The following is a 21849-nucleotide window of genomic DNA, read 5'->3' on the forward strand; positions in this document are numbered from 1 at the left end:
ATGAGTTGCACCGACGTGCGGGTGGTGCGAGGAGCATAGGGGAGGGGCATCATGCTTCGCTCTCGTGGGGTGTGCGTGCGCGTCTCGGCTCGAGAGCGCTCACCGGAAGAGATCCTCGGCGGCACGTCTCAGGGTCTCGGCGGGGTCACCTGATTCGTTCGTCGCGGTGACGCCATCCCCTGCCGCTTGGCGTTTGGGTTGTGGTTGAAACCAATCACAGAAATTCGCTCGTTCTTTTTCGAGCACCAGATCGACCATCGGTTCCACGCAGGCGTTGGCGCGCCCGGGTGCGTAATGCCGACAGTTGCGACAGGAGTGTGTTGGTTGGTCGCAGCCACCGCAGCGTGTTTCGCGGCCGTAGTCGAATGCCGTCAAGCCACCACCGCACTTCCAGCAATACCCCGTGATTGGATCACTCATGCGTTGCCCCGTTCGGTGCCTGTCACGTCCCAGCCCGCAGCTGCCGTCGGTCGGCATTGTCCAGACTTTTCACGAATTCGCCAATGACTTCGTCGGCAGGCCATGGCCAGGCCACCTGCCGAGGCGGGCGTGGTCGCTCCCCCGTACGCTGGGTCCGTGCGGTGACGGACGCAAGCGGGACTCAAGGGTATGAGCACCGGGCACCTCGTGTTTGCACAAGTGATTGACCAGCATCAATGGAATCCTGTCCGAAGATACTGAACTGAACTAAACTCAGGTCGACAAATCAACTTGAGCGTGCAGTCGCGCGCGCCCCAAGAGCTGTGAACCACCGCCGAGGTTGCACGTCTTGCAACCTCGGCAAGGATGTGAATGGGTCATCGGTCAGGTCATCTGCAGCCAGCGTGCTGGTTGCCGCGGTGAGATCCGGTCCCGGCAAGAGGGATAGCCAAACATGGTTGCTCCACGGCGAGCGCAACCGATGCGCAGGTCGGATGCGTCCCTGAAGGGTGCGCAGGTCGGATATCGTATCTGGTTTCTCATCCTGCTCCTGATCCTGTTCGTCCCGCCAGGAGTCGCCGAGGGCCCCCGCATCCTGTCACTCCTGCTCGACGAGGGCCTTGCGCCACCGTCACAGACCATTCGCCAAGCAGACCTGACGCGGATGTCGGATGCGGCGGACGCGGCACTGTCCGCGGCGCGGCGGGTCCGGCTGGGGCGCTTAAATCCTGCCGCGCTTGCCCCTGATGCCCTGCGCGAGGGCGATGTACTCTACCTTGGGCTGTTCGATGACCTGCATCTGTGGGCGCGTATCGACCACGTCTCCGTCGATGCCAATGGGGTCTTGACCGTTCGCGGCCGCTTCGATGACAGCCCGCACGGCGTCCTGATCGTATCGATTCAAGACGAACGGGTGCTGGCGAGTATTGAACTTCCGGAACAGGATCGTGAGGTCCTGATCGCTGATCTCGGTGCTGGCATCGGTCACGTCATTCAGGAGATCGACCCAGCGCGCAAGGATGTGCTCGAAGGCCCCACGGATCTGCTGCGCCCCGATGCGCTGGTGGCGCCACCATCTCCGGACGCATCCTCTTCGGACGGTCAGCTGGGGATGGCCCCGCAGGCGCGGTCCGCGGCCACACCCGTTGCAACGCCCGCCCTGATCGACCTCATGGTCGTCTACACCCCGGCGGCGCGCGACTGGGCGCGGAGTGCGGCGAGCGGCATCGATCAGGTCATCAATCAGGCGCTAGCCCGTGCCCAATTGGCCCTCGACAATAGCGAGATCCCGATTCAAGTTCGGTTGGTTCATGCGGCCCTCGTCGATTATGTGGAGAGTGGCGACGGATACCTGGATCTGTATCGCCTGACCTACCACCAAGGCTATGACCCGCATCGTTTGGAAGGGGAGCCACGCGATCTCGAGGAGGTCCACGCATGGCGTGATGCCTATGGTGCCGACCTGGTCGTTCTGCTCGCGGACGTTGAGGATGTGGGTGGTCTCGGCTGGTTGCTGACCGAGGTGGGTGGACGACCCGAATTGGCCTTCGCGCTCACGCGAGTCCGTCAGGCACACAACACCTACACCATGATCCATGAGATCGGCCACGTTTTGGGGGCGCATCATCACAAGGAGCAACTGATCGAGCCCGGACCTGGACTCTTTCCTTATTCGGCGGGCTGGCGTTGGATCGGGGAGGATGCTGGTCGCTACGCCTCGGTCATGACCTACGGGAGCGGGACCTTTTTCGCGGATGGCCGCACCCACACGCGCGTGCCTTACTTCTCGACCCCACGGTTGCGCCATGCGGGCGTTGCCGTCGGCGACCCTCTCGACGGTGACAATGCGAGAACCTTGACTGAGGTCAGGGACACCGTGATGCAGTATCGCCCGATGGTGGTTTGTAGCTCGACGAATGGGATGATCGAGGTAGGCCAAACGCTGGAGGAGACATTGGCGATCACCGATTGTGAGTCGCCCTTGAAAAGGGGGCATTGGTTCGATCGATTCGACTTCACGGCTACCGCGGGAGAGAGCTATCGGCTCACACTGGCGTCGCACCATTTCGAGCCTGAACTCCTGCTCCTCGACCCGCAGGGCCAGTTGTTGCTCGAGGGTGACGCAGGTCCAGGCGAGTCCAGGATGCGCTACCGGGCGCTGGAGACGGTGCGCCACACCATCATTGCCACATCCCGAGCACCCCGACAGATCGGTCCCTACCAGCTCTCGCTCGTCCGCGAACCAGACCCCATCCTGCCCAGCGCCCCCTCGGACCTGACCGCCGTGGTCAACTCGGACTCCAAGATCACCATCGCCTGGCGTCTGAACTGTCAACACCTCTCTGGTGTGGCGATTGAGCGCAGGAGCACGCCGGCTGAGCCTTGGAGCGAGATGGTCCGACTGCAGTCACCGGTTTCGCGGTACGAGAATAGCGGGCTCGCGCCCGCCACGACCTACTTCTATCGGGTCCGTGCGTTCAATGCGGCGGGCTCATCGGCGTATTCAAACGAAGTGAGTGCGACGACCCTGGCTCGTCCAACCGTTCCCGCGGCACCATCCGAATTGATCGCAACGGCCATCACGCCGTGGCGCATCGATTTACAGTGGCGTGATCAGAGTTCCGATGAGAGTGGTTTCCGGATCGAACGGCGCACCTTGTCGGGCCGTTGGTCTGAGATCGGGCGTCTCGGAGTGGATGAAACCACGTTCTCGGATCGCGGGTTGCAAGCCGCGACCAGCTATCAGTATCGCGTGCGTGCCTACAATGCAGTGGGACCATCCGCTTATTCGAACGAGGCGGTGGCAACGACCGCGCCACGCCCAACGGCTCCTGTCGCCCCCTCGGAACTCGTGGCGACGTTGATTGCACCAACTGAGGTGGCCTTGAGATGGCGTGATCAGAGCCTGGATGAAACCGAGTTCCAGATCGAGCGCCGAGCCGACGGTGGCAACTGGGCGCGGATCAGGACAGTGGGCGCGAATCTGGTCGAGTACCTGGATACTGGTTTGCAACGTTCGACGCGCTATGAGTATCGGGTGTTCGCCGCCAACGCCGTTGGACGGTCGGATCCGTCCAATGTCGCGCTGATCACAACCCAGTCCGAAACGACGCAAATCGTGTCTTCGGTGCTCCCCTATGCGCGCGCGGTTGCGGTGGGCGAGCATGCGACCGGGTTCGCCAGTCTCATCAATACCGGTCGCACGACCGCTCAGGGGTGCCGCATCGCACTCCCCGCGGGATTCCCCGCGACCTTGACCTATCAGACGACCGATGCGACGAATCAATTGACGGGCCTTGGTAACCAACCGGCGGATATCGCACCGGGGGCAACGCAGTCATTTGTTTTTGGCCTCAGGCCGCAACGTGCCTTTGTGGCAACCGAGATTCCCTTGTCGTTTGTCTGCGAGAATGCCGCGCCCGCGGCGTCTCAGGTGGGTCTCAATACCTTTATCCTGTCGGCGCAGGTGACGAAGCCTTCGGACTTGATCGCGATCGGCGTGACCCCGAGTGGTGATGGCGTTGTTCGACTGGCAAGCGGATCCGGCACCGGCTTCATGGCCGCCGCGGCGATTAACATTGGCGCCGGCGCTCAGGTGAACGTCAGTGTTGATGATGGTGGGCGTGCGTTACCTGTGGAGCTGTCGGTTTGCGAGACGACCGCCGAGGGCATCCAACTCACCTGCGCGAGCCGTCTCTCGCGGTATGTGCCGGCGAACCGAACCGTCTTTTACGCGGTCTTTGTTACCGGCACAGGTCAACCGATCCCGTTCGATCCAGCGCGTCATCGCTTGTTTCTTCGCTTCAGTGCCCAGGGTACGACGGTGGGCGCGACCAGCGTCGCGGTCACTGGCCCCTAGTCGCAGCCCCGGCCTTACATCGATATGCCTGCCGGTCGCGCCGCCGTGATGGTGAGGCCGCGCGATGAAGCGTTTGAGTGATGGTGAGACGGTGTGACGCGATCATTCAACCGCCGGTCACGGGCGGAAAGATTGCAATCTCATCGCCGTCCTTGAGCGGCGTGTCCAGGCGGGCGATCGCTTGATTCACGGCCATGAGCAGGACGGTGTCGGCCGATAAGGCGGTGGCCCAAGGCTCCCCCCGGTCACGCAGCAGAGTCAAGAGGTCGGCAACACGCCCGACCCCGGGGGGCAGTTCGAGTTGCTCCTCTGAACGTCCTAACTGTTCCCTGACACGCGCGAAATAGAGAATGTCAATCATGTTTCGTCCTGTTGTTCAGGTATGCGAACCGGGGTGATGACGTCGATTCTCAATCAACTCGATCCGGATCCAATCGCGTTTGGGAGCCACTGGGTGTGCGCCACCCTGCTGCGGATCCTCGTAAAGATCGAGCACATGGGCACGGAGTGGGCGATCACGACAAGAGTCCTGAAAATGGCATGAAATCGACGAGATCACCCTTGTTGATGACACGTTCGGCCGGGATCTCAACCAAACCCTCAGCCCAAGCGACCGATGAGAGGACGGCGGACGAGCGGCTGGGAAACACCGTCAGCTCTGGAAGGCCATCGGAGCCTTGCTGGAGCCGGGCGCGATGGAATTCCGCGCGCGGGCCTGGGCGTAGCCAGTCAAAGCCCGCGCGGAGGGGGTAAGCGACGGGACTCACGTCGCCTCGCATCCCTTGACAGCGCCGAATCGCAGGGATCGCGAACAGACAAAAGGTGGCGAAGAGTGAGACGGGATTCCCCGGCGTTCCAATGAACGGGGTCTCGCCAATGTGGCCAAAGATCAGGGGTTTGCCCGGCCGCATCGCGATGCGCCACAGGGTCATTCGGCCCATGCGCTCAAGTGCCGCCTTGATGTAATCCGCCTCGCCAACGGAGGCCCCTCCGCTGGCGATGACGAGGTCGCTGGCGTGCGCGCCCTGCAGCAGCGCCTGTTCGGTCGCCGCTTGGGTATCCGCGACGATCCCCAGATCCACTACCGCACAGCCGAGACGCTCCAGGAGGGCGGTTAGGAGAAACCGATTCGAGTTGTAGATTTGTCCAGGCCCCAGTGGCTGGCCCGGCATCACCAGTTCGTCGCCGCTAGCAAGGATCGCGACGCGTAACCGCCGATAGACGCTCAGCTGTTCGACCCCGACCGAGGCAGCCAGTCCCAGGTGTGCTGGTGTCAGCCGGGTCCCGGAGGCGATCACCTCGCTGCCACAACGAATGTCCTCGCCAATACGCCGAATGTTGGCGCCAGCCGTGCAATCCAGTGGCAGTTCGACCCAGTCTTGCGAGCGTTGGCAGACTTCCTGGATCACCACCGTGTCCGCACCCTCTGGGATGGGCGCGCCGGTGAAGATGCGCGCGGCTGTTCCGGGTTCGAGAGGGTGTCCACTCGTCCCGGCGGGGATGCGTTGGGTGACACGCAAACGTCCGCCCGCTGGGAGTAGATCGGCGTGCCGAATGGCATAGCCATCCATCGCACTGTTGTCCCAAGCTGGAACATCGAGCGCACCCTGCAGCGTCTCGGCAAGGATGCGATCGAGCGCGGCTGCGATCCCGATAGACTCGACCTCGGTGACCGGGACGACGCCCGCGAGAACGCGCTCGCGGGCCTCCGCGACACCGAGGATGGCCGACGTCACAGCGCCTGCCTCCCGGGTCTCACAGTCCGCGCTGGGCGCTGCCGATGGGCGCATGGCGTTGGTGTCCTGATGGGTGTTGGGCGCCGTCATCGCTCGTGGAGCCGCGGCAGGAGTTGCGCGAAATTGCAGGGCCGGGTGCGGCGGTCAAGTTGGGCCTGCAGGATGCGATCCCAGGCGGTGCGACAGGCACCGCTGGAGCCGGGTAGACAGAAGATGAAGGTGCCATTGGCGAGTCCCGCGAGTGCTCGGGATTGCAATGTCGAGGTGCCGATCTCTTCGAACGACAGCGTCCGGAAGAGTTCGCCGAATCCGTCCAGGGTCTGATCCAACAAGGGCATGATGGCCTCGGGTGTGCGATCGCGTCCGGTCACGCCGGTTCCCCCCGTACTCAGGATGACATGGATCGAGGGATCCGCGATCCAATCCGAGAACACCGCGCGCAACAGATAACGATCGTCCGGGACGATCCGTTTGGCCGCAAGCCGGTGCCCGGCCGCTTGGATGCGCTCGCTCAGCAGGTTGCCCGATGCGTCAGTTGTCTCGGTGCGGCTATCCGAGACGGTCAGCACCGCGATGGTTAACGGTTGGAAGTCCAATTCGTCGCCCTGATCACTCATAGTCAGTCACTCGTTTAGACAGTGTGGAACAGATGGTCGACAAGGTGCTCTCCGTGTTAGTGATGTTCGGGTTCATGCCAGGAATGGAACCCTCCGAGCCTGTTAGCTGTCTTGTTTGAGTCCTGCGATGGGTCCCATGACCGCGTTGTCGCTTCCCTCTTGGTCTCAGTCACCGAAAGGGTTATTCACTCGCGGATTGGATCGTTCCAAGCCGCTTCGCCTCGATCGGAGAAGAGATGCTGATCAAGAAACCTCACGAGATCCCACCATCGGAGATCACCCCGCGGCACATCTGGGAACGCCGTCGCGATTTTCTGAAGGTGTCGGCAGCGGGGCTCGGTCTGGCTGCGACCGCCGCCTTCACGGGCACCGGACTCGCGCGCGCGAGCGCCACGGGTATAATCGAGCACATTCAACCCAGCCCCTACAGCACGGATGAGCCCCTGACCAGCCTTGAGGATATCACCAGTTACAATAACTTCTATGAACTGGGTACCGACAAGAGCGATCCGAAGGCGAATGCGAAATTCCTAAGACCGCGCCCGTGGACGCTCAAAGTGGATGGCGAGTGTGCCGCACCTGGGGAGATCGGCGTTGAGGACATCCTCGCTCTTTACACCCAGGAGGAGCGCATCTATCGGTTACGCTGTGTCGAGGCCTGGGCGATGGTGGTGCCCTGGGTCGGGTTCCCACTCGGCGATCTGCTGAAGCGGTTTGAACCCACGGCGAATGCGAAATATGTCGCGTTCGAGACGCTGTTCGACCCCGAACAGATGCCAGGACAACGGCGCAAGGTCCTCGAATGGCCTTATCGCGAAGGATTACGCATGGATGAAGCCATGCATCCCTTAACGATCCTCTCGACCGGGCTCTACGGCGAACTCCTACCGAATCAAAATGGGGCGCCGCTGCGACTCGTCGTGCCCTGGAAGTACGGGTTCAAAAGCATCAAATCCATCGTCCGCATCAGCTTCACCGAAACCGAGCCGCACGCGACCTGGAACCGGATGCAGCCCAACGAGTATGGCTTCTATGCCAACGTTAACCCAGAGGTGAATCATCCGCGCTGGAGTCAACGCAGCCATCGGATGATCGGAGACGGTTGGCTGGCGAAAAAACATCCCACCCTACTGTTCAACGGTTATGCCGATCAGGTGGCTCACCTCTACGCGGGAATGGATCTGAACCGTTTTTTCTGATGCGTGTGCGCTACTCCGACACTGTTGTCTGCGATCAGGACGGACCAGCGACCCTCCGGTGGCTTGGGCGATGAGCTCAGGTCAGGATCGGACACGGCTGCTCAAGCCCCTCCTGTTCGCGCTCTGCCTGCTGCCGCTCCTGCTGCTCGTCGGGCGCGGCATCATTGGCTCACTCGGCCCGAACCCGGTCGAGGTTCTGACCCATGAAACCGGCAACTGGGCACTGCGTCTGCTGTTGCTGACGCTGGCCGTGACACCGGTGCGACGACTCACCGGACAGGTCCTGATCCTCCGGTTTCGGCGGATGCTTGGGTTATTCGCCTTCTTCTACGCGGCGCTACACCTGCTGATCTACCTGTGGCTGGATCAGTTCTGGGGCTGGTCCGAAATCGCCGAAGACGTGCTGCGCCGTCCCTACATTTTGGTGGGCTGGCTGGCGTTCGTGCTGATGATGCCCCTTGCGATCACCTCGACTCAGTCCTGGATGCGTCGCCTCGGGCGCCGCTGGAAACAACTCCATCGGATCGTCTATGCCATCGCCATCCTGGCTGTCCTGCACGTTCTCTGGCTCGTGAAGGCTGATCTGATGGAACCGGCGATCTATGCCCTCATCCTGGCGCTTCTGCTCGCGATGCGTGTGCCCTGGGCATGGCTTTCGATGCGCATGCGTCGTTTAGGATCGGTGGCCCGAGAACGCTGATCGAAAGGCTCGCGAACCTGTCATACGACTGAGCACAGAGCCTCTCGCGGGGTCTGGGGCGGGTTCTCGAAGGGCCTTCGCCCCCAGTGTCAGGATAGGTGTCGCCCGCCATCGCGAGGAATCGACTAGCCATCACGGCTGGGCGCGACTCCGGCTGGTCAGATGGTTGCGGCTGGGGGCTGTTCGTTTGCCTGCTCGCGGGTGCGGTGTCTGGCTTGGTTCGGCGAGAGCAGCATATAAAAGGCCGGCACGATGAATAAGGTGAAGAGTGTCCCGATCCCGAGGCCGGTCACGATCACGAGACCGATATCGAAACGGCTGACGGCACCGGGTCCGCTGGCATTGAGCAGTGGGATCATGGCCACCAGCATGGCAACCGTGGTCATGAAGATCGGTCTCAACCGTACCTCTGCCGCCTGCTCGACCGCTTCTCGTTTCGACAGTCCCTCGCGCTCGCGCAGTTTGTTCGAGAACTCGACGATCAGGATGCCGTTCTTTGCGATCAACCCGATCAGGGTGATCAAGCCAACCTGGGTGTAGATGTTGACGCTCGCGAATCCAAGGAAGAGAAAGGCCATGGCCCCGGCAATGGTGAGAGGGACCGACATGAGGATGACAAAGGGGTCGCGCCAACTCTCGAATTGGGCGGCGAGGACCAAATAAATGATCAGCAGCGAGAGGAAAAAGGTGACCTCGAGCGCGGCCCCCTCGGATTTGAACTGACGCGACTCACCCTTGTAGTCCCAACGGACTCCACGTGGAAAGAGCGCCGAGGCTTCCTGTTCGAGGTAGGCGAGCGCACTGCCCAACGGCACCCCGGGGGTCATGACGCCGGATAAGGCGATGGCATTGAGTTGCTGGAACTGGACCCGCTTGGAGGGCTCGACCTCATGGCGCACGTCGATCAAGGCGGACAGCGGGATCAACTCGCCGGCCGCGTTGTGCACGAAGAAATCCTTGAGGGCACCTAAGTCGTTGCGAAATTGTTGCGCGACCTGTGGAATCACCTGATAACTGCGGCCTTCAAGGCTGAACCAGTTCACATAGTCCTCGTTCAGCATCACCGACAGGCTGCGTCCGAGATCGACCATGCTGATTCCAAGATCGCCCGCGAGATCACGGTTGACCTCTAGCACGGTGCGCGGTCGCTCGAATTTGATATCTTTAGAGAGGAACATGAACAGACCACTGGCCATGGCGGTATCGAGCAGTTGATCAGCCAGCGCGTCGATCTCGGCAAAGGAGCGGTCGGTGAGGATGACAAACTCGATGGGGATCCCGTTGCCTGGCGTCGGGAGACTCGGCCGCGGAAAGACGACTGTTTGCATGCCGGCGATCTCACCGAGCATCCCCTGGAGTTGAGGCTGGATCTCGGTTTGACCGCGTTCTCGCTCCGACGAAGGGGTCATCTTAAAGCCGCCGAAGGTCATGCTCTGATCCCCCCCCATCCCCGCGATGATGAAGCTCTCCTGATATTCTGGGAAGGACTCGAAGATCGGCAGCATCTCATCAATGTTGCTCAAATTCAGATCGACGGTCGCGGTTTGTGGCGCCGTCCCCATGAAAAACAGGATGCTTTGGTCTTCCGTGGGGGCGAGCTCCTTCTTGGTCATGTCGTACATGACATAGATGGCCGCGAGCACGACGACCGCGATCAAGAGTGCGATTCCAGGATATTCCAACCAGCGGTGGAGCCATCCTCGATAACCCTTCGCAAGACGGTTAAAGGCGTGTTCGACTCCACGCTCGAAGCGGCTTTGTGCCGAGCCCACACGCAGGATCCGTCCGGCCAGCATGGGCGAGAGGGTCAAGGCAACAATGCCTGAAACCACAACGGCGCCAGCGAGGGTGAAGGCGAACTCGGTAAAGAGCGCGCCAACAAGCCCGCCCATGAAACCGATTGGGACATAGACCGCAACCAAGGTGGTGGTCATGGCAATGATGGGCATGGCGAGTTCCCGCGCCCCATCAAGCGCTGCTTGAATACCACTCTTGCCCATTTCCAGATGGCGATGCACGTTCTCTACAACGATGATGGCGTCATCCACGACGAGACCGATGGCGAGCACCATGGCAAGCAAGGTCAAGAGGTTGATGGAGAAACCCATGGCGAGCATGATGAAGCCGGCGCCCACGATGGAGAGCGGCACAGCAACCGATGGGATGACGGCGGCACGCAACGAGCCGAGTGACAGGAAGATCACGAACAGCACGATCAACACCGCCTCGGCGAGCGTCGTGAAGACCTCTTTGATCGATTCCTCGATGAACTCGCTGGCGTCATAGGGCACCGCGGCCTGGAGTCCTTCCGGGAACTGGGTGGCGAGCTCGGGCATGAGCGTCTGAACCCGTGCCGCGACCTCGAGCGGATTGGCGCCCGGCGAGGGTTCGATCCCGATAAAGATCGCCGGGGTGCCCTTGTAGAGGGTACTGGAGTCGGAGGTTCTAGCGCCCATCTCGATTTCGGCGATGTCATCGAGGCGAATCAGCACGTCGCCATCGGTGCGAATGACGAGTCGCTGGAAATCCTCGACGCGACTGACGTCGGTCGTCACGGACAGATCGATCTGGACCCGTTCACCGCGTAACCGGCCGATGCCGGCAAGATAGTTGTTCGCCGCGAGCACCTGCGCGACATCATCCCCGCTGATCCCAAGCGAGGCCATCCGTTCAGGATCGAGCCAGACGCGCATCGCAAAGGTTTGATCGCCGAAGATCTCGGCCTTGGCAACCCCCTCTAGGGCTTGGAGTTGGGGTTGGACGACGCGCAGAAGATAGTCCGTGATCTGGGGTAAGGTCATCACCTTGCTGTAGAAGGCCAGGTACATCAGCGCGGTCGAATCACCGGTCGTGGAGTCGATCACCGGGTTCTGTGCCGCCTCGGGGAGCACATTGAGTCGGCTGGCGACCTTGGCCTGGATCTCGGCGACCGCCGCGTTGGGGTCATGGTTGAGACGCATGTTGGCCTCGATGACCGACAGTCCCGCGGTACTGGTCCCGATCAGATAGTCGATCCCATTGGCTTCGGCGATGGCCTGCTGGAGCGGCGTGGTGATGAAGCCCTGGACCAGGTCGCTGCTGGCACCCGGATAGGCGGTCGTGATGGTGACCACGGTATTTTGCGTCGCCGGGTACTGGCGAATCTCCAGGTCGAGCAAGGACCGAATACCCAAGATGAAAATCAACAGGCTGACGACCGTGGCCAGGACCGGTCGGTGGACGAAGCGGTCGGTGAAGCTCATTCTGACGCGCCCTCGGCGTCCTCGTCATCGAGGATGCGAACCGCTTGGTTCTGACTCAACTTCACCTGCCCGGATCTGACGACGCGCTCACCGACGCTCAGACCAGACAGGATCGCGATCTGATCATCACGGACATCACCGCTGACGATTTGACGGCGCTCGGCGAGGGTTTGGTCACCCTCCTCGCGCACCACGAACACCGTATCCCCGTAGGTGTTGAAGGTGATGGCCTCGCGGGGCAGCGTCAGGACCTCTTGCTCGACCGGTAAGAGGGTGGCGACCCGTGCAAACATGCCCGGACGCAAGGCTAGGTCCGGATTCTCCAAGCGGGCACGGATGCGAACGTTGCGTGTTCCGCGATCGATTCCAGGGCTGATCGCTTCGATGACGCCTTCAAAGATACGTTCAGGGTCGGCGGCGATCCGCACCTGGACGGTTTGTCCCGTGCTCAGACGCGCGAGGTGTCGTTCGGGCAGCGCATAGTCGACATACACGGGGTCGAGATTTTGCAGCGCCACGATGGGCGAGCCCTCGGGTAGGAACTGTCCGAGATTGATCAAGCGGATGCCGAGTTGACCATCAAAGGGGGCGCGAATCGTTTTTTTCTCGATGGTGGCGCGTTTGCTTTTCACCAGTGCGCGAGCTTGATCCAATTGGGCGCTGATCTCGTCGAAATCACCCTGCGCGACGGCACGATCCTTGAGCAAGGCACGGTTACGCTCGACCTTGATTTGCGCCAGGCGTTCGGCCGCCTCCAATCCCTCCAATTCGGCACGATCGACGTCATCGGCAAGACGCGCCAAGACCTGTCCGCGCTGCACGATGGCGCCGGATTCGAATTCGATCGCCCGCACCTGGCCCGCGACCTCATTGTTCACGTTCACGCCCTGGATGGCCTCAATCGAGCCGACCGAATTCAGTGTCGGTTGCCAATTTGTGGTTTCGACCGTGACGACGCGGACCGTCGGCGCGGGTGGGGGCTGCGAGAACATGGCGATCTCGGCTTGAATTTGGCTGTACTTGAAGAAGGCGAGGCCGCCGATCAGCGCGCCGAGCAGGAGAATGACCAGAAGAAGACGAGCGACCATGGCGAGTTCGAGTTGAGTCAGCGAGTGAGTCGAAGGGAGGCGGACGACAGATCGTCGGCGCTGGAGTCAGGGGGACTGCGGCTCGTTGCATGCTCGCGGGCCCCTCCAGGCGTTCTATTCGAGGAGTCTTTGTTTCGCTTCATTGACCTTCGCGGCCAGATAGTCAGAACCGCCACGATCGGGATGGAGCCTTTGGATCAGGCGCCGATGCGCGCAGCGCACCGCCTGCGCATCGGCGTCGGGGGCGAGACCGAGGATGGCACGCGCCTCCTCGAGATGGAGCGGTTCGGACACTCGGGATCCGGCATCGGTTCCGCGACCAGAGGATGGCGTCTCGCGGGGCTGACGTCCGCGTTCCTGTTCGAGATAGACTTCGAGTGCCTCGGCGGAATCAGGGTCGCTGGTGTAGCAGGTTTCCAACAGGACGACGAGTTCATCAGTGTGAATCTGCGCCAGATCCTGACCCGCGCACGGCCCACACAACAGGGTTCCGCTGATTCGTCCGGAGAGATGATCGATGAAGAGCATGACACAGCGGGTAGCGACCCGTGAACGGGTCGCCGTCTGCTCGTGCGTGCTCCCCTTCAATTCCCGGATCCACATCAGGGTCGCTCCAGCCACGGCCGCGGGCATCAGGGTGAAATTGATGACCGGAACGAGACTGAGGCCCACGACCGCGGCGCCAAACCCGAAGGTGAGCGTCGGTTTTTCGCGCAGACGCTGCCGCATCACAGGCGCTCTCAGACCATGATTTTTCATCGGATAGTCAGTATATTGCGCTGCCAGAATCCATGCTGAATAGAGCAGCCACAGCAGTGGGCCGACCACGGGAATGACGAGCAGAACCAGGAATGGGATGGCCAGGAGGAGTGCATGACCGAGTTTGCGCAATTCGTGGAGCGCGCAGGCCGGCCAATTGGCGAGCGCACTGGCCGTGCTCTGGCCATCCTCATCGCAACCGGTCAGGCGACGCTCGATGCGATCGGCCAGCAGTGCGTTAAAGGGTGACGCGATGAGGGTTGCGGCCAAGGCAAAGCTGTTGAAAACGAACAACAGCGCAACGACCCCGAACAGCGGCCGTAGGAGCCAGTCCAGCCACCCAAGCCAACTCGGGACGATGTTCTCGAGTGTGCGTAACACCTCGACAAGCACCCACAGTGCAACGGGGATGGCGACGATGAATAGGAGCAGGTTCACGACGAGCGGGAGGATGGCGTAACGCCGCAGCCCGGACTGCGCGATCAGTCGCAGGCCACCAAGGAGATATCCGACGCCGGCGAGAGGACTGGATGCCATAAGTAACCAGGGCGGATAAAGCGCTGATGCGTCGGTGAGGTTGGTCTAGCCGGGTGATCCGCACCGCGAAGGCGATCGCGATGGATCGAGTGGCGTTTCGATCTGACGTGATGGATGCGTCAGAGTATACACCCCCGATTGGCCCAATTTCGCCTCCTTCTTCGCAGGATCTCGCGGTTGCAACGATGGCCTTTGTGCGGTTCTCCCTTGAACCCGCGCGCCTATTCAGGCAGCCTAAGGGGGTTTAAGGAACGAACTCTCTTAATTTCGTCTACAGACACGAGGATCAGCCTGATGAAAGAGGTCGTGGCCAAGCTTGCAGAGACGCGAGCAAAACTGGCGACTATCGATATCGGAAAGACGTCCGTCTGGGTAGTGGGCATCGCGACACTTGTCGGGACGCTCTACGTCACGGTTGGCGACCCTTTCCCCGAGCCCACTCCGCTTGACCCGACGTATGTCGCGACGAATCTAGCGCCGATCGGGACACTTCGGGTCTCTGGTGCCGTGCCGGCCGCGATCGCGGATCCAGCCCCGGCGACACCAGCGCCCGCTCTTGTCGAGACTCCCGTTGAGACTCCGCCAACCGAGCCCGCTCTGACTGAGGCTGCACCCGCGGAAGCCGCGCCCGCAGCGGAGCGCACGCAACCAGCCGGGCAGCCGCACTACGCCCCGTTGCGCGAAGCGAAGCCACAGGTCGACGCGCCCGCAATCGTGGCGACGACACCCGCTGAGGAGGCTCCGATCGTCGAAGAGCCGCCAGCAGCGATGGCACCGAAAGTAGCCGAGCCACCCAAACCGACCGCGCTTCCACACTTCGCGCCGCTTCCGGGCCAGATGCGAGCAGGCATCGACATGACGCCGGAGACGCTGCAGCCAGGCCAACCCGCGATGCCCGCGGTGGTTGAGGAAGCCCCAGCCGAGCCGGCGGTGGTTGAGGAAGCCCCGGCCGAGCCGGCGGTGGTTGAGGAGGCCCCAGTCGAGCCCGCGGTGGTTGAGGAAGCCCCGGCCGAGCCGGCGGTGGTTGAGGAAGCCCCAGTCGAGCCGGCGGTGGTTGAGGAAGCCCCGGCCGAGCCGGCGGTGGTTGAGGAGGCCCCAGTCGAGCCGGCGGTGGTTGAGGAAGCCCCGGCCGAGCCGGCGGTGGTTGAGGAAGCCCCAGCCGAGCCCGCGGTGGTTGAGGAAGCCCCGGCCGAGCCCGCGGTGGTTGAGGAAGCCCCGGCCGAGCCCGCGGTGGTTGAGGAAGCCCCGGCCGAGCCCGCGGTGGTTGAGGAGGCCCCAGTCGAGCCGGCGGTGGTTGAGGAGGCCCCAGTCGAGCCGGCGGTGGTTGAGGAAGCCCCGGCCGAGCCGGCGGTGGTTGAGGAGGCCCCCGTCGAGCCAGAACCTGAACTGCTGCCGGTCCCGGTGACCGTGCTGCCACTGGTGGTCGAGCCTGAAGTGGAACCGATGCCTGCGCCAGCCGACACGGTCCCGGATCAACCGGTGGAATCGGAGCCCGCCGTGGTCGAGGAGACTCCCGTCGAACCTGCAGTGGTCGAGCCCGCGCCGGTCAAAGCACCTGCCGCGAAACCGGCCGTTGTGCCCGAGGCAGTCGAGATTCAGCCAGCGGCACCGATCATTCAGCCCATGCCCGCATGGCTGAAACATTTCGGTCCGATGCGCTGATGCACGGAAGCTGATGCACTGGCCCTCGTGGCCAGCGCATCAGCTCACTGAAGGAAGGCCCCTTTGTGACGCACCGCCAGCTCTTGAATCCAGAGTTGGCCCCTGGATGGATCGACCTGAACATTCGGAGCAGATCGTGGACACACCCCATCTTCCTAAAACTGTCACGGAAGTCGTCAAGCTCTACGACCCTCGAACATGGCGAGAAAAGGGTCTGTGGTGGACTACGGGGCTGTTTGCAGCAACCTACCTCGTCATTGTCATTGTTCTCGGGATTTACTGGTCGCGCTCCCCCGGGACTTTTGACGTCCGTGAGCGTGCCTTTGCCATCGCAGATTCCGAGCAGGCAACACTCGCGACGGGGTCCTATACGACCGCGGCGGCAATTGGAATCGCTGAGACCCTGTTGGGCAAGCCTGGCGGATACCTGAGTAACGACATCGCTCCGCCAGGGGTTTACCTGGACAACATCCCCAACTGGGAATTCGGTGCCTTGACGGAGCTGCGTGATCTCGCCCGGGCACTGCGCAACGAATTCTCCCGGTCTCAGACACAATCAGTCGAAGACAAGGATTTGCAGATCGCCGATCCGCAGTTCAGCTATGACTCGGAATCCTGGATCCTGCCATCGAGTGAATCCGAGTATCGCCGTGGCGTCGAAGCACTGTATCGCTATTTCAACCGCTTGAACGATGATCGCAGTCAAGACGGTCAGTTTTTTGCCCGCGCGGACAATCTCCGATCCTACCTGGCCGTCGCCGAGAAGCGCCTGGGCAGTCTTGCGCAGCGTTTGTCCTACGCGGTTGGTCAAGCGCCCTTGGATACCTCGCTTGCGGGCGATCCGAGCGCTGAGCAGGCGCGCCCGGCACAGCAGGAAGCTCATACCAAGACGCCATGGATGGAGATCGACGACGTCTTCTTCGAGGCGCGTGGTTACACCTGGGCACTGTTGCATACGCTGCAGGCCTTGACGATCGACTTCGAACGGGTGTTGATTGATAAGAACGCCTTGGTGTCGCTGAAGCAGATCATTCGTGAACTGGAGAACACGCAAAATCCCATCTGGAGTCCGTTGATTCTGAACGGGACCGGGTTCGGTCCGATGGGTAACCACTCGCTGGTCATGGCCTCCTACATCTCGCGCGCGAACGCCGCGATCATCGATCTGCGCAACCTCCTCGAGAAGGGCTAGGTGATGGCCAGATTCGCGCCCGGCGGCGATCGGCGGTCAGTCCAGTCGGTCGCGGTCGCTCGGGTGCCAGTCGCGAGGTGAGTTGAGTCTCGATCGTTGCCGAGTGCTGCCCCTGATGATGACGACCTGCTCACGCCGAGATCGGATGCTGGGCAGGTCGTCTCGACGCCGACACAGGGGCGCGGCGCGCCCCCAAGCGCCTTGCGAAGCAGGGTTCGATGACTTCGCGGGAGCTGGGGGCCGAGGATGGTTCTAATGGGATCGTTTGATCTCTAGCCCGGAATGATCTGCCGCGCACGCAAAAAGGCGATGACCTCGTCGGCAAGCGCATCAGGTGATGCGTGCCCAGAGGACAGCGTCAGTTCCGGATTGAGCGGTGCCTCGTAGGGGTCATCAATGCCCGTGAATCCCTTGATTTCGCCTGCGCGCGCCTTCTTGTACAGTCCTTTGGGGTCACGGTCCTCACAGATTTCGATCGGTGTATCGACAAAGACCTCGATGAACTCACCTTCTCGCATGGTCTTGCGCACCCGGTCTCGATCGACGCGGTAGGGACTGATGAATGCCGTGAGAGCGATCAGGCCCGCGGCCGAGAAGAGTTCTGCGACGGCACCGATGCGACGGATATTCTCCTCGCGATCGATGGCGGAGAATCCAAGCCCAAAGCGCTCGGCGAATTCATCACCATGGGTATCACGTAACATCCCGGGGGCAGCATTCAGCCCATGACGGACGTTGTCCCCGTCGAGTACCGTGCTGTGAAACCCGAGTTCGTGCAGCTTGTGGTCGAGCGTGTTCGCGATCGTGCTCTTGCCCGATCCGCTGAGCCCTGTGAACCAGATCACACATCCTTTGTGCCCTTTCATAGCCTCCCGATCGCCCCGGGAAACCTGATGCTCGTGCCAGGTAACGTTCATCTCATTCATCATTCGATCCTCGATCGTTGTTCAAATCAGGTCGCCCACGTCGAGTGGGCCATGCATGTCTAGAGTGGGTACAGCGGGTGAGCGGCGGTGCCCCGTCGCTGGACCTAGGGCAGGGATTGGCGCCTGGGGATCGCCCTCAGTCCGGCGCGGTCTTGCTGAGTCGAAGTCCGCTCCAGTGTGTCGCGAGCGTTCCGCCACAGGCGACGATGCAATCCTCGAACTGCGCCGTGCAGATCGTCATGTCTGGCCCGAGACAACCCATGGGCTGGACGCAGATTGCGCCCGGAGTCGCTTGACAGGCAGCGAGCTCCGATGACAGGCGTGCGTCGAGCGCATTGCATTCAGCTTCGCGCAGCGTTTGCCGCTGTCGGCACTGTTGTTGACTCAGTTCGCAATTGGCGACGCACGCCTGCGCCTCGGGGCTGGATGGCATGGTGAGTTGCCGTTCTTGGAGTGAACCCGTGCATCCCGCCAGGGCGATGCTGGCGAACAGGATCAAGAACGCGCGGAGGCGATCGGAGGCGTGTGGTTCCATCGGAGGTCTCATGTGGGTGTCATCGAGTCGATTGGCGCGTGCGCAGCCAGCGAGCGAGCAAATACAGTGCCGCGGCATTGATGCCGACACCGATTGCGAGGAGCGCGAGATTGAGCGCGGCCGAGGTGAAGCCGAGGAGACCGGTGATGCTGTGGACCAGCAGGCTCCAGGGTAGCGCAAAGAGCACCAGTAACAGACCTGCAAAGGGGTCGCCGCCGAACTGGAGCACCGTGATCGCGATGATCGATGCGGCCAGGTAGATGAAGATGATGTTGCGCATCAAGGGTGAGATGCCCGGGTCGTGGCGCGGGGTCTCATGGCGTACTCTTGGCATCATGCGTTCCTATGGTCTGGTTCTGGTGCACGCCTGGGGGTCGGTGAGAAACGAAGGATCGCGGCGCGGTCTTGCGTGCCATGCGCGGCGAGTGGAGTGAGTCCATTGAGACGGCGGGAACCGGATCTAGCGGTCACGATGCTGCTGCGCTCCTAGGTGAGAGCCCGACCTGTTCTGGCTCACTGAGCGCCCTCATTCTGATCGTGCTGATCGCGATCCCGTTGTGCTGGCGCAGACGCGACTCGCGCTGACTCCTGGCAGGGAAACACGACCAGATGCTCGGCCTCCAGACGAATACCGATCTGATCACCGATCGCATGTTGGTGGTGGCTCGGGACCAGGCAGAGAACCTCGGTCCCGCTCGCCAATCGGAGTTGATAGAGGTATTCGGCGCCGCGAAACGCCCGCTCGATCACGGTTGCGCGTCTGGGGCTGCTGTCGTCGTAGAGCATGTCGTCAGGGCGAATCAAGACCTCTGCCCGGGTCCCCGGAAGCAGCCCATGAGGTTTGCTGCCGGCGACGCGACCGAGTTCGGTCTTAATCCGAGTCTCGTCAACGACCTCTGCCGCGAGCAGGACTCCCTGACCGATGAAATCGGCGACGAATCGATCGGCTGGTTCGTGATAGAGCCCAAAGCCGGTCCCCCATTGACGGACGCTGCCCTCGGCGATGACGCCGATCTGATCAGCCATGGCGAATGCCTCGAGCTGATCATGCGTCACCAGGATGGCGGTGACGCCTTCGCGCCGGAGCAGGTCACGGACCTCGCGCGCAAGCTGTTCGCGCAGTTCCGCGTCCATGCTCGAGAAGGGTTCGTCGAGCAGAAGGATCTCGGGGCGCGGGGCCATCGCCCGGGCGAGCGCGACCCGCTGCTGCATTCCGCCAGAGAGTTCATGGGGATAGCGATCAGCGGCCTGCCGCAGCCCGACGAGGTCGAGCAGCTCAGCGACCCGGTGCGCGCGTTCGCTCCGCGAGGCCCGATGCAATCCGAAACCCACGTTGCGAGCGACGGTGAGATGTGGGAAGAGTGCGAAGTCCTGAAACACCATGCCGACCCGCCGCTGCTCCGCGGGGGTGTTCTGCCCAGGGGCTGACACGCGCCGCCCTCCCAACAGGATTTCCCCCCGACTGACGGGTTCAAAGCCCGCGATCGCCCGCAGGAGGGTGGTCTTTCCGCACCCGCTAGGCCCGAGCAAGCAGCCGATGATCCCGCGCTCGAGCACGAAGGACACGTCGCGCACCACGACTGTCTCGCCATAGGCGACCCAAATTTCTCGCACTTCAAGTTGAATCGGCATTGCGGGACTTCGTGATGGATCGGCTGAGCAGAATGACTGGAAGGAGACCGGCGAGGACGATCGTCAAGGCCGCGGGCGCGGTATCGGCGAGGCGTTCGTCGGAGGCGAGTTCGTAGGCCCGGACCGCGAGCGTATTATAATTGAACGGGCGCAGAATCAAGGTCGCTGGCAGCTCCTTGAGCACATCGACGAAGACCAACAGCATGGCTGTCAACAGGCTACCACGCAGGATCGGAATGTGGATACGCCCGAGAATTTGCATTGGGCGGTGGCCCATGGACCGCCCGGCCTCGTCCATCGAGGGGCGAATGCGGACGAGTCCGGCTTCGACGGTTTGCAGTGCGACGGCGAGAAAGCGGGTCAAATAGGCAAAGATCAAGGCCGCGATGGTCCCGCTCAACAACAGCCCCGTGGAGATGCCGAAGGTCGCGCGCATCCAGGCGTCGAGCGTGTTGTCAAACCAAGCGAAAGGAATGATGACACCGATCGCGATCACGGTGCCAGGAACGGCATAGCCAAGACCGGCGACTTTCACCGCGCTCGTCACGGTGCGCGTCGGATGCAAACGTTTTCCATAGCCGAGGAAGACGGCGAGCAAGAGAGCAATGATGGCCGCGATAGCGGCGAGTTCGAGACTGTTGCGCACCAGCCTCCAGTAGGTGGCGTCGTAAGCCGTATCGGCGATCGTGACCGCCCAATGGGTCAGTTGCCCCGCCGGGATGAGGAAGCCGAGCAGGAGTGGGAGCGCGCAGAAGGTGACCGCCCCGAAGGCGCGCCAGCCAGTGAGGTGGTAGCGCCGAATGGCTTGGTGACGCTGACTGGTGTCATGGTAGCGGGCGTTGCGACGCGAGATGCGCTCCAATGCGATCAGGACCAGGACGAAACCAAGGAGCATGGCGGCGAGTTGCGCCGCAGCCGCGGCATTGTTGAGCCCGAACCAGGTTCGGAAGATCCCGGTGGTGAAGGTTTGCACCCCGAAATACTGCACCGTGCCATAGTCGGCGAGCGTCTCCATCAACGCCAGAGTCAAGCCAGCCACGATCGCGGGTCGTGCCAATGGCAAGGCAACAAAGAAAAAGGTTCTCCAGGGACCATTGCCGAGGGTGCGGCTGACGTCGAGGACACAGAGCGATTGGCTGAGAAAGGCGGCGCGACTGAGCAAATAGACATAAGGGTAGAGCACGAGCGCCAGCATCAATGCGGCGCCCTCCAGGGAGCGAATCTCGGGAAACCAGTAGTCTCCGAAGCGCCAGCCCATCCACTCTCGTAACGTGGTCTGAACCGGGCCGGCGAAATCCAACATCCCCGTATAGGTGTAAGCGATGATGTAGGCGGGCATCGCCATTGGCAGGATCAAGGCCCACTCGAAGAAGCCGCGTCCGGGAAATCGGCACATGCTCGTCAGCCAGGCGGTTCCGACGCCGCCGATCAAGGTGCCGAAGGCGACCCCGAGCATCAGGAGAAGGGTATTGCGGATGTAGTCGCCCAAAACCGTGTCGGCGAGGTGTCGCCAGACATCGCCGGACGGAACGAACACGAATCCGACGATCACGAGGACAGGAATGGCAAGGACGAGGGCGCTGAACACGACGCCCGCCGACCACCAGACTCGGCGACCATTCGTGCTCACGATCGTCTCATCGACTCGAATGCCTAACGCTCATCCTGATCACGCCGCACCGTGCGCTTCAGGGATACCAGGGATGGAACCCAAACCAAGGGGCCTACAAAGAGGCCCCATTATG

17 protein-coding genes are annotated in these 21849 nt (G+C 62.0%); 5 read left to right on the forward strand and 12 right to left on the reverse strand.

The features are described from left to right. Positions 1 to 99 precede the first annotated feature (99 nt). Positions 100 to 420, reverse strand: a complete 321-nt coding sequence (locus CKO25_RS13555; protein ID WP_200388473.1) for a hypothetical protein — start codon at positions 418 to 420, stop codon at positions 100 to 102. A gap of 481 nt (positions 421 to 901) precedes the next feature. Between CKO25_RS13555 and CKO25_RS13560 the strand changes: the two genes are divergently transcribed. After that, complete coding sequence (locus CKO25_RS13560) at positions 902 to 4279, forward strand: fibronectin type III domain-containing protein (protein WP_200388474.1); 3378 nt, start codon at positions 902 to 904, stop codon at positions 4277 to 4279. A gap of 106 nt (positions 4280 to 4385) precedes the next feature. On the opposite strand, the gene moaD is transcribed toward CKO25_RS13560, so the two are convergent. From moaD to moaB, 3 genes are all read right to left on the reverse strand, one after another. Further along, positions 4386 to 4640, reverse strand: a complete 255-nt coding sequence (gene moaD / locus CKO25_RS13565) for a molybdopterin converting factor subunit 1 (protein WP_200388475.1) — start codon at positions 4638 to 4640, stop codon at positions 4386 to 4388. A 154-nt stretch (positions 4641 to 4794) separates the two neighbouring features. Then, positions 4795 to 6069 carry a molybdopterin molybdotransferase MoeA gene (locus CKO25_RS13570; protein WP_200388476.1) on the reverse strand — a complete coding sequence of 425 codons (1275 nt, stop codon included), beginning with the start codon at positions 6067 to 6069 and terminating at the stop codon, positions 4795 to 4797. Positions 6070 to 6101: 32 nt separating this feature from the next. Beyond that, positions 6102 to 6632, reverse strand: coding sequence for a molybdenum cofactor biosynthesis protein B (gene moaB / locus CKO25_RS13575; RefSeq protein WP_200388477.1), 531 nt, complete (start codon positions 6630 to 6632; stop codon positions 6102 to 6104). Between the two features lie 236 nt (positions 6633 to 6868). Here moaB and msrP point away from each other — a divergent pair, with 236 nt between their 5' ends. Both msrP and msrQ read left to right on the forward strand, forming a co-directional pair. Beyond that, positions 6869 to 7831: a protein-methionine-sulfoxide reductase catalytic subunit MsrP gene (gene msrP, locus CKO25_RS13580; protein ID WP_200388478.1), complete on the forward strand. Its 963-nt coding sequence runs from the start codon at positions 6869 to 6871 to the stop codon at positions 7829 to 7831. Between the two features lie 70 nt (positions 7832 to 7901). Beyond that, positions 7902 to 8531, forward strand: a complete 630-nt coding sequence (gene msrQ, locus CKO25_RS13585) for a protein-methionine-sulfoxide reductase heme-binding subunit MsrQ (RefSeq protein WP_200388479.1) — start codon at positions 7902 to 7904, stop codon at positions 8529 to 8531. A gap of 158 nt (positions 8532 to 8689) precedes the next feature. Here msrQ and CKO25_RS13590 read toward each other — a convergent pair whose 3' ends face one another. The 3 genes from CKO25_RS13590 to cysZ form a co-directional block, all read right to left on the reverse strand. After that, positions 8690 to 11773, reverse strand: a complete 3084-nt coding sequence (locus CKO25_RS13590; protein WP_200388480.1) for an efflux RND transporter permease subunit — start codon at positions 11771 to 11773, stop codon at positions 8690 to 8692. Further along, a complete protein-coding gene (locus CKO25_RS13595) occupies positions 11770 to 12861 on the reverse strand; it encodes an efflux RND transporter periplasmic adaptor subunit (RefSeq protein ID WP_200388481.1) in 1092 nt (363 codons plus the stop codon). Before CKO25_RS13595 ends, CKO25_RS13590 begins: the two co-directional genes overlap by 4 nt. A 114-nt stretch (positions 12862 to 12975) precedes the next feature. After that, positions 12976 to 14157: a sulfate transporter CysZ gene (cysZ, locus tag CKO25_RS13600; RefSeq protein ID WP_200388482.1), complete on the reverse strand. Its 1182-nt coding sequence runs from the start codon at positions 14155 to 14157 to the stop codon at positions 12976 to 12978. Between the two features lie 294 nt (positions 14158 to 14451). On the opposite strand from cysZ, the gene CKO25_RS13605 reads away from it, so the two are divergent. Beyond that, positions 14452 to 15819 (forward strand): hypothetical protein, encoded by a 1368-nt coding sequence (locus CKO25_RS13605; RefSeq protein WP_200388483.1) that lies wholly within the window; start codon positions 14452 to 14454, stop codon positions 15817 to 15819. Positions 15820 to 15955: 136 nt separating this feature from the next. Continuing rightward, complete coding sequence (locus CKO25_RS13610; protein WP_371829716.1) at positions 15956 to 17011, forward strand: DUF2333 family protein; 1056 nt, start codon at positions 15956 to 15958, stop codon at positions 17009 to 17011. A gap of 272 nt (positions 17012 to 17283) precedes the next feature. On the opposite strand, the gene cysC is transcribed toward CKO25_RS13610, so the two are convergent. From cysC to CKO25_RS13635, 5 genes are all read right to left on the reverse strand, one after another. Beyond that, positions 17284 to 17937 carry an adenylyl-sulfate kinase gene (gene cysC / locus CKO25_RS13615; RefSeq protein ID WP_242467612.1) on the reverse strand — a complete coding sequence of 218 codons (654 nt, stop codon included), beginning with the start codon at positions 17935 to 17937 and terminating at the stop codon, positions 17284 to 17286. Between the two features lie 136 nt (positions 17938 to 18073). Further along, the gene (locus CKO25_RS13620; protein WP_200388486.1) at positions 18074 to 18472 is read right to left on the reverse strand and encodes a hypothetical protein; all 399 of its coding nucleotides are present in this window, start codon (positions 18470 to 18472) and stop codon (positions 18074 to 18076) included. A 19-nt stretch (positions 18473 to 18491) separates the two neighbouring features. Continuing rightward, complete coding sequence (locus CKO25_RS13625; protein ID WP_200388487.1) at positions 18492 to 18809, reverse strand: SCO4225 family membrane protein; 318 nt, start codon at positions 18807 to 18809, stop codon at positions 18492 to 18494. Positions 18810 to 18985: 176 nt separating this feature from the next. Next, the gene (locus CKO25_RS13630) at positions 18986 to 20104 is read right to left on the reverse strand and encodes an ABC transporter ATP-binding protein (protein WP_200388488.1); all 1119 of its coding nucleotides are present in this window, start codon (positions 20102 to 20104) and stop codon (positions 18986 to 18988) included. Next, on the reverse strand, positions 20088 to 21734 hold the full coding sequence (locus tag CKO25_RS13635) for an ABC transporter permease subunit (RefSeq protein ID WP_200388489.1): 1647 nt from the start codon (positions 21732 to 21734) through the stop codon (positions 20088 to 20090). Before CKO25_RS13635 ends, CKO25_RS13630 begins: the two co-directional genes overlap by 17 nt. Positions 21735 to 21849 lie beyond the last annotated feature (115 nt).

Origin of the sequence: Thiocapsa imhoffii (assembly GCF_016583985.1) — a bacterium.
In the GTDB taxonomy this organism is placed as follows: Bacteria; Pseudomonadota; Gammaproteobacteria; order Chromatiales; family Chromatiaceae; genus Thiocapsa; species Thiocapsa imhoffii.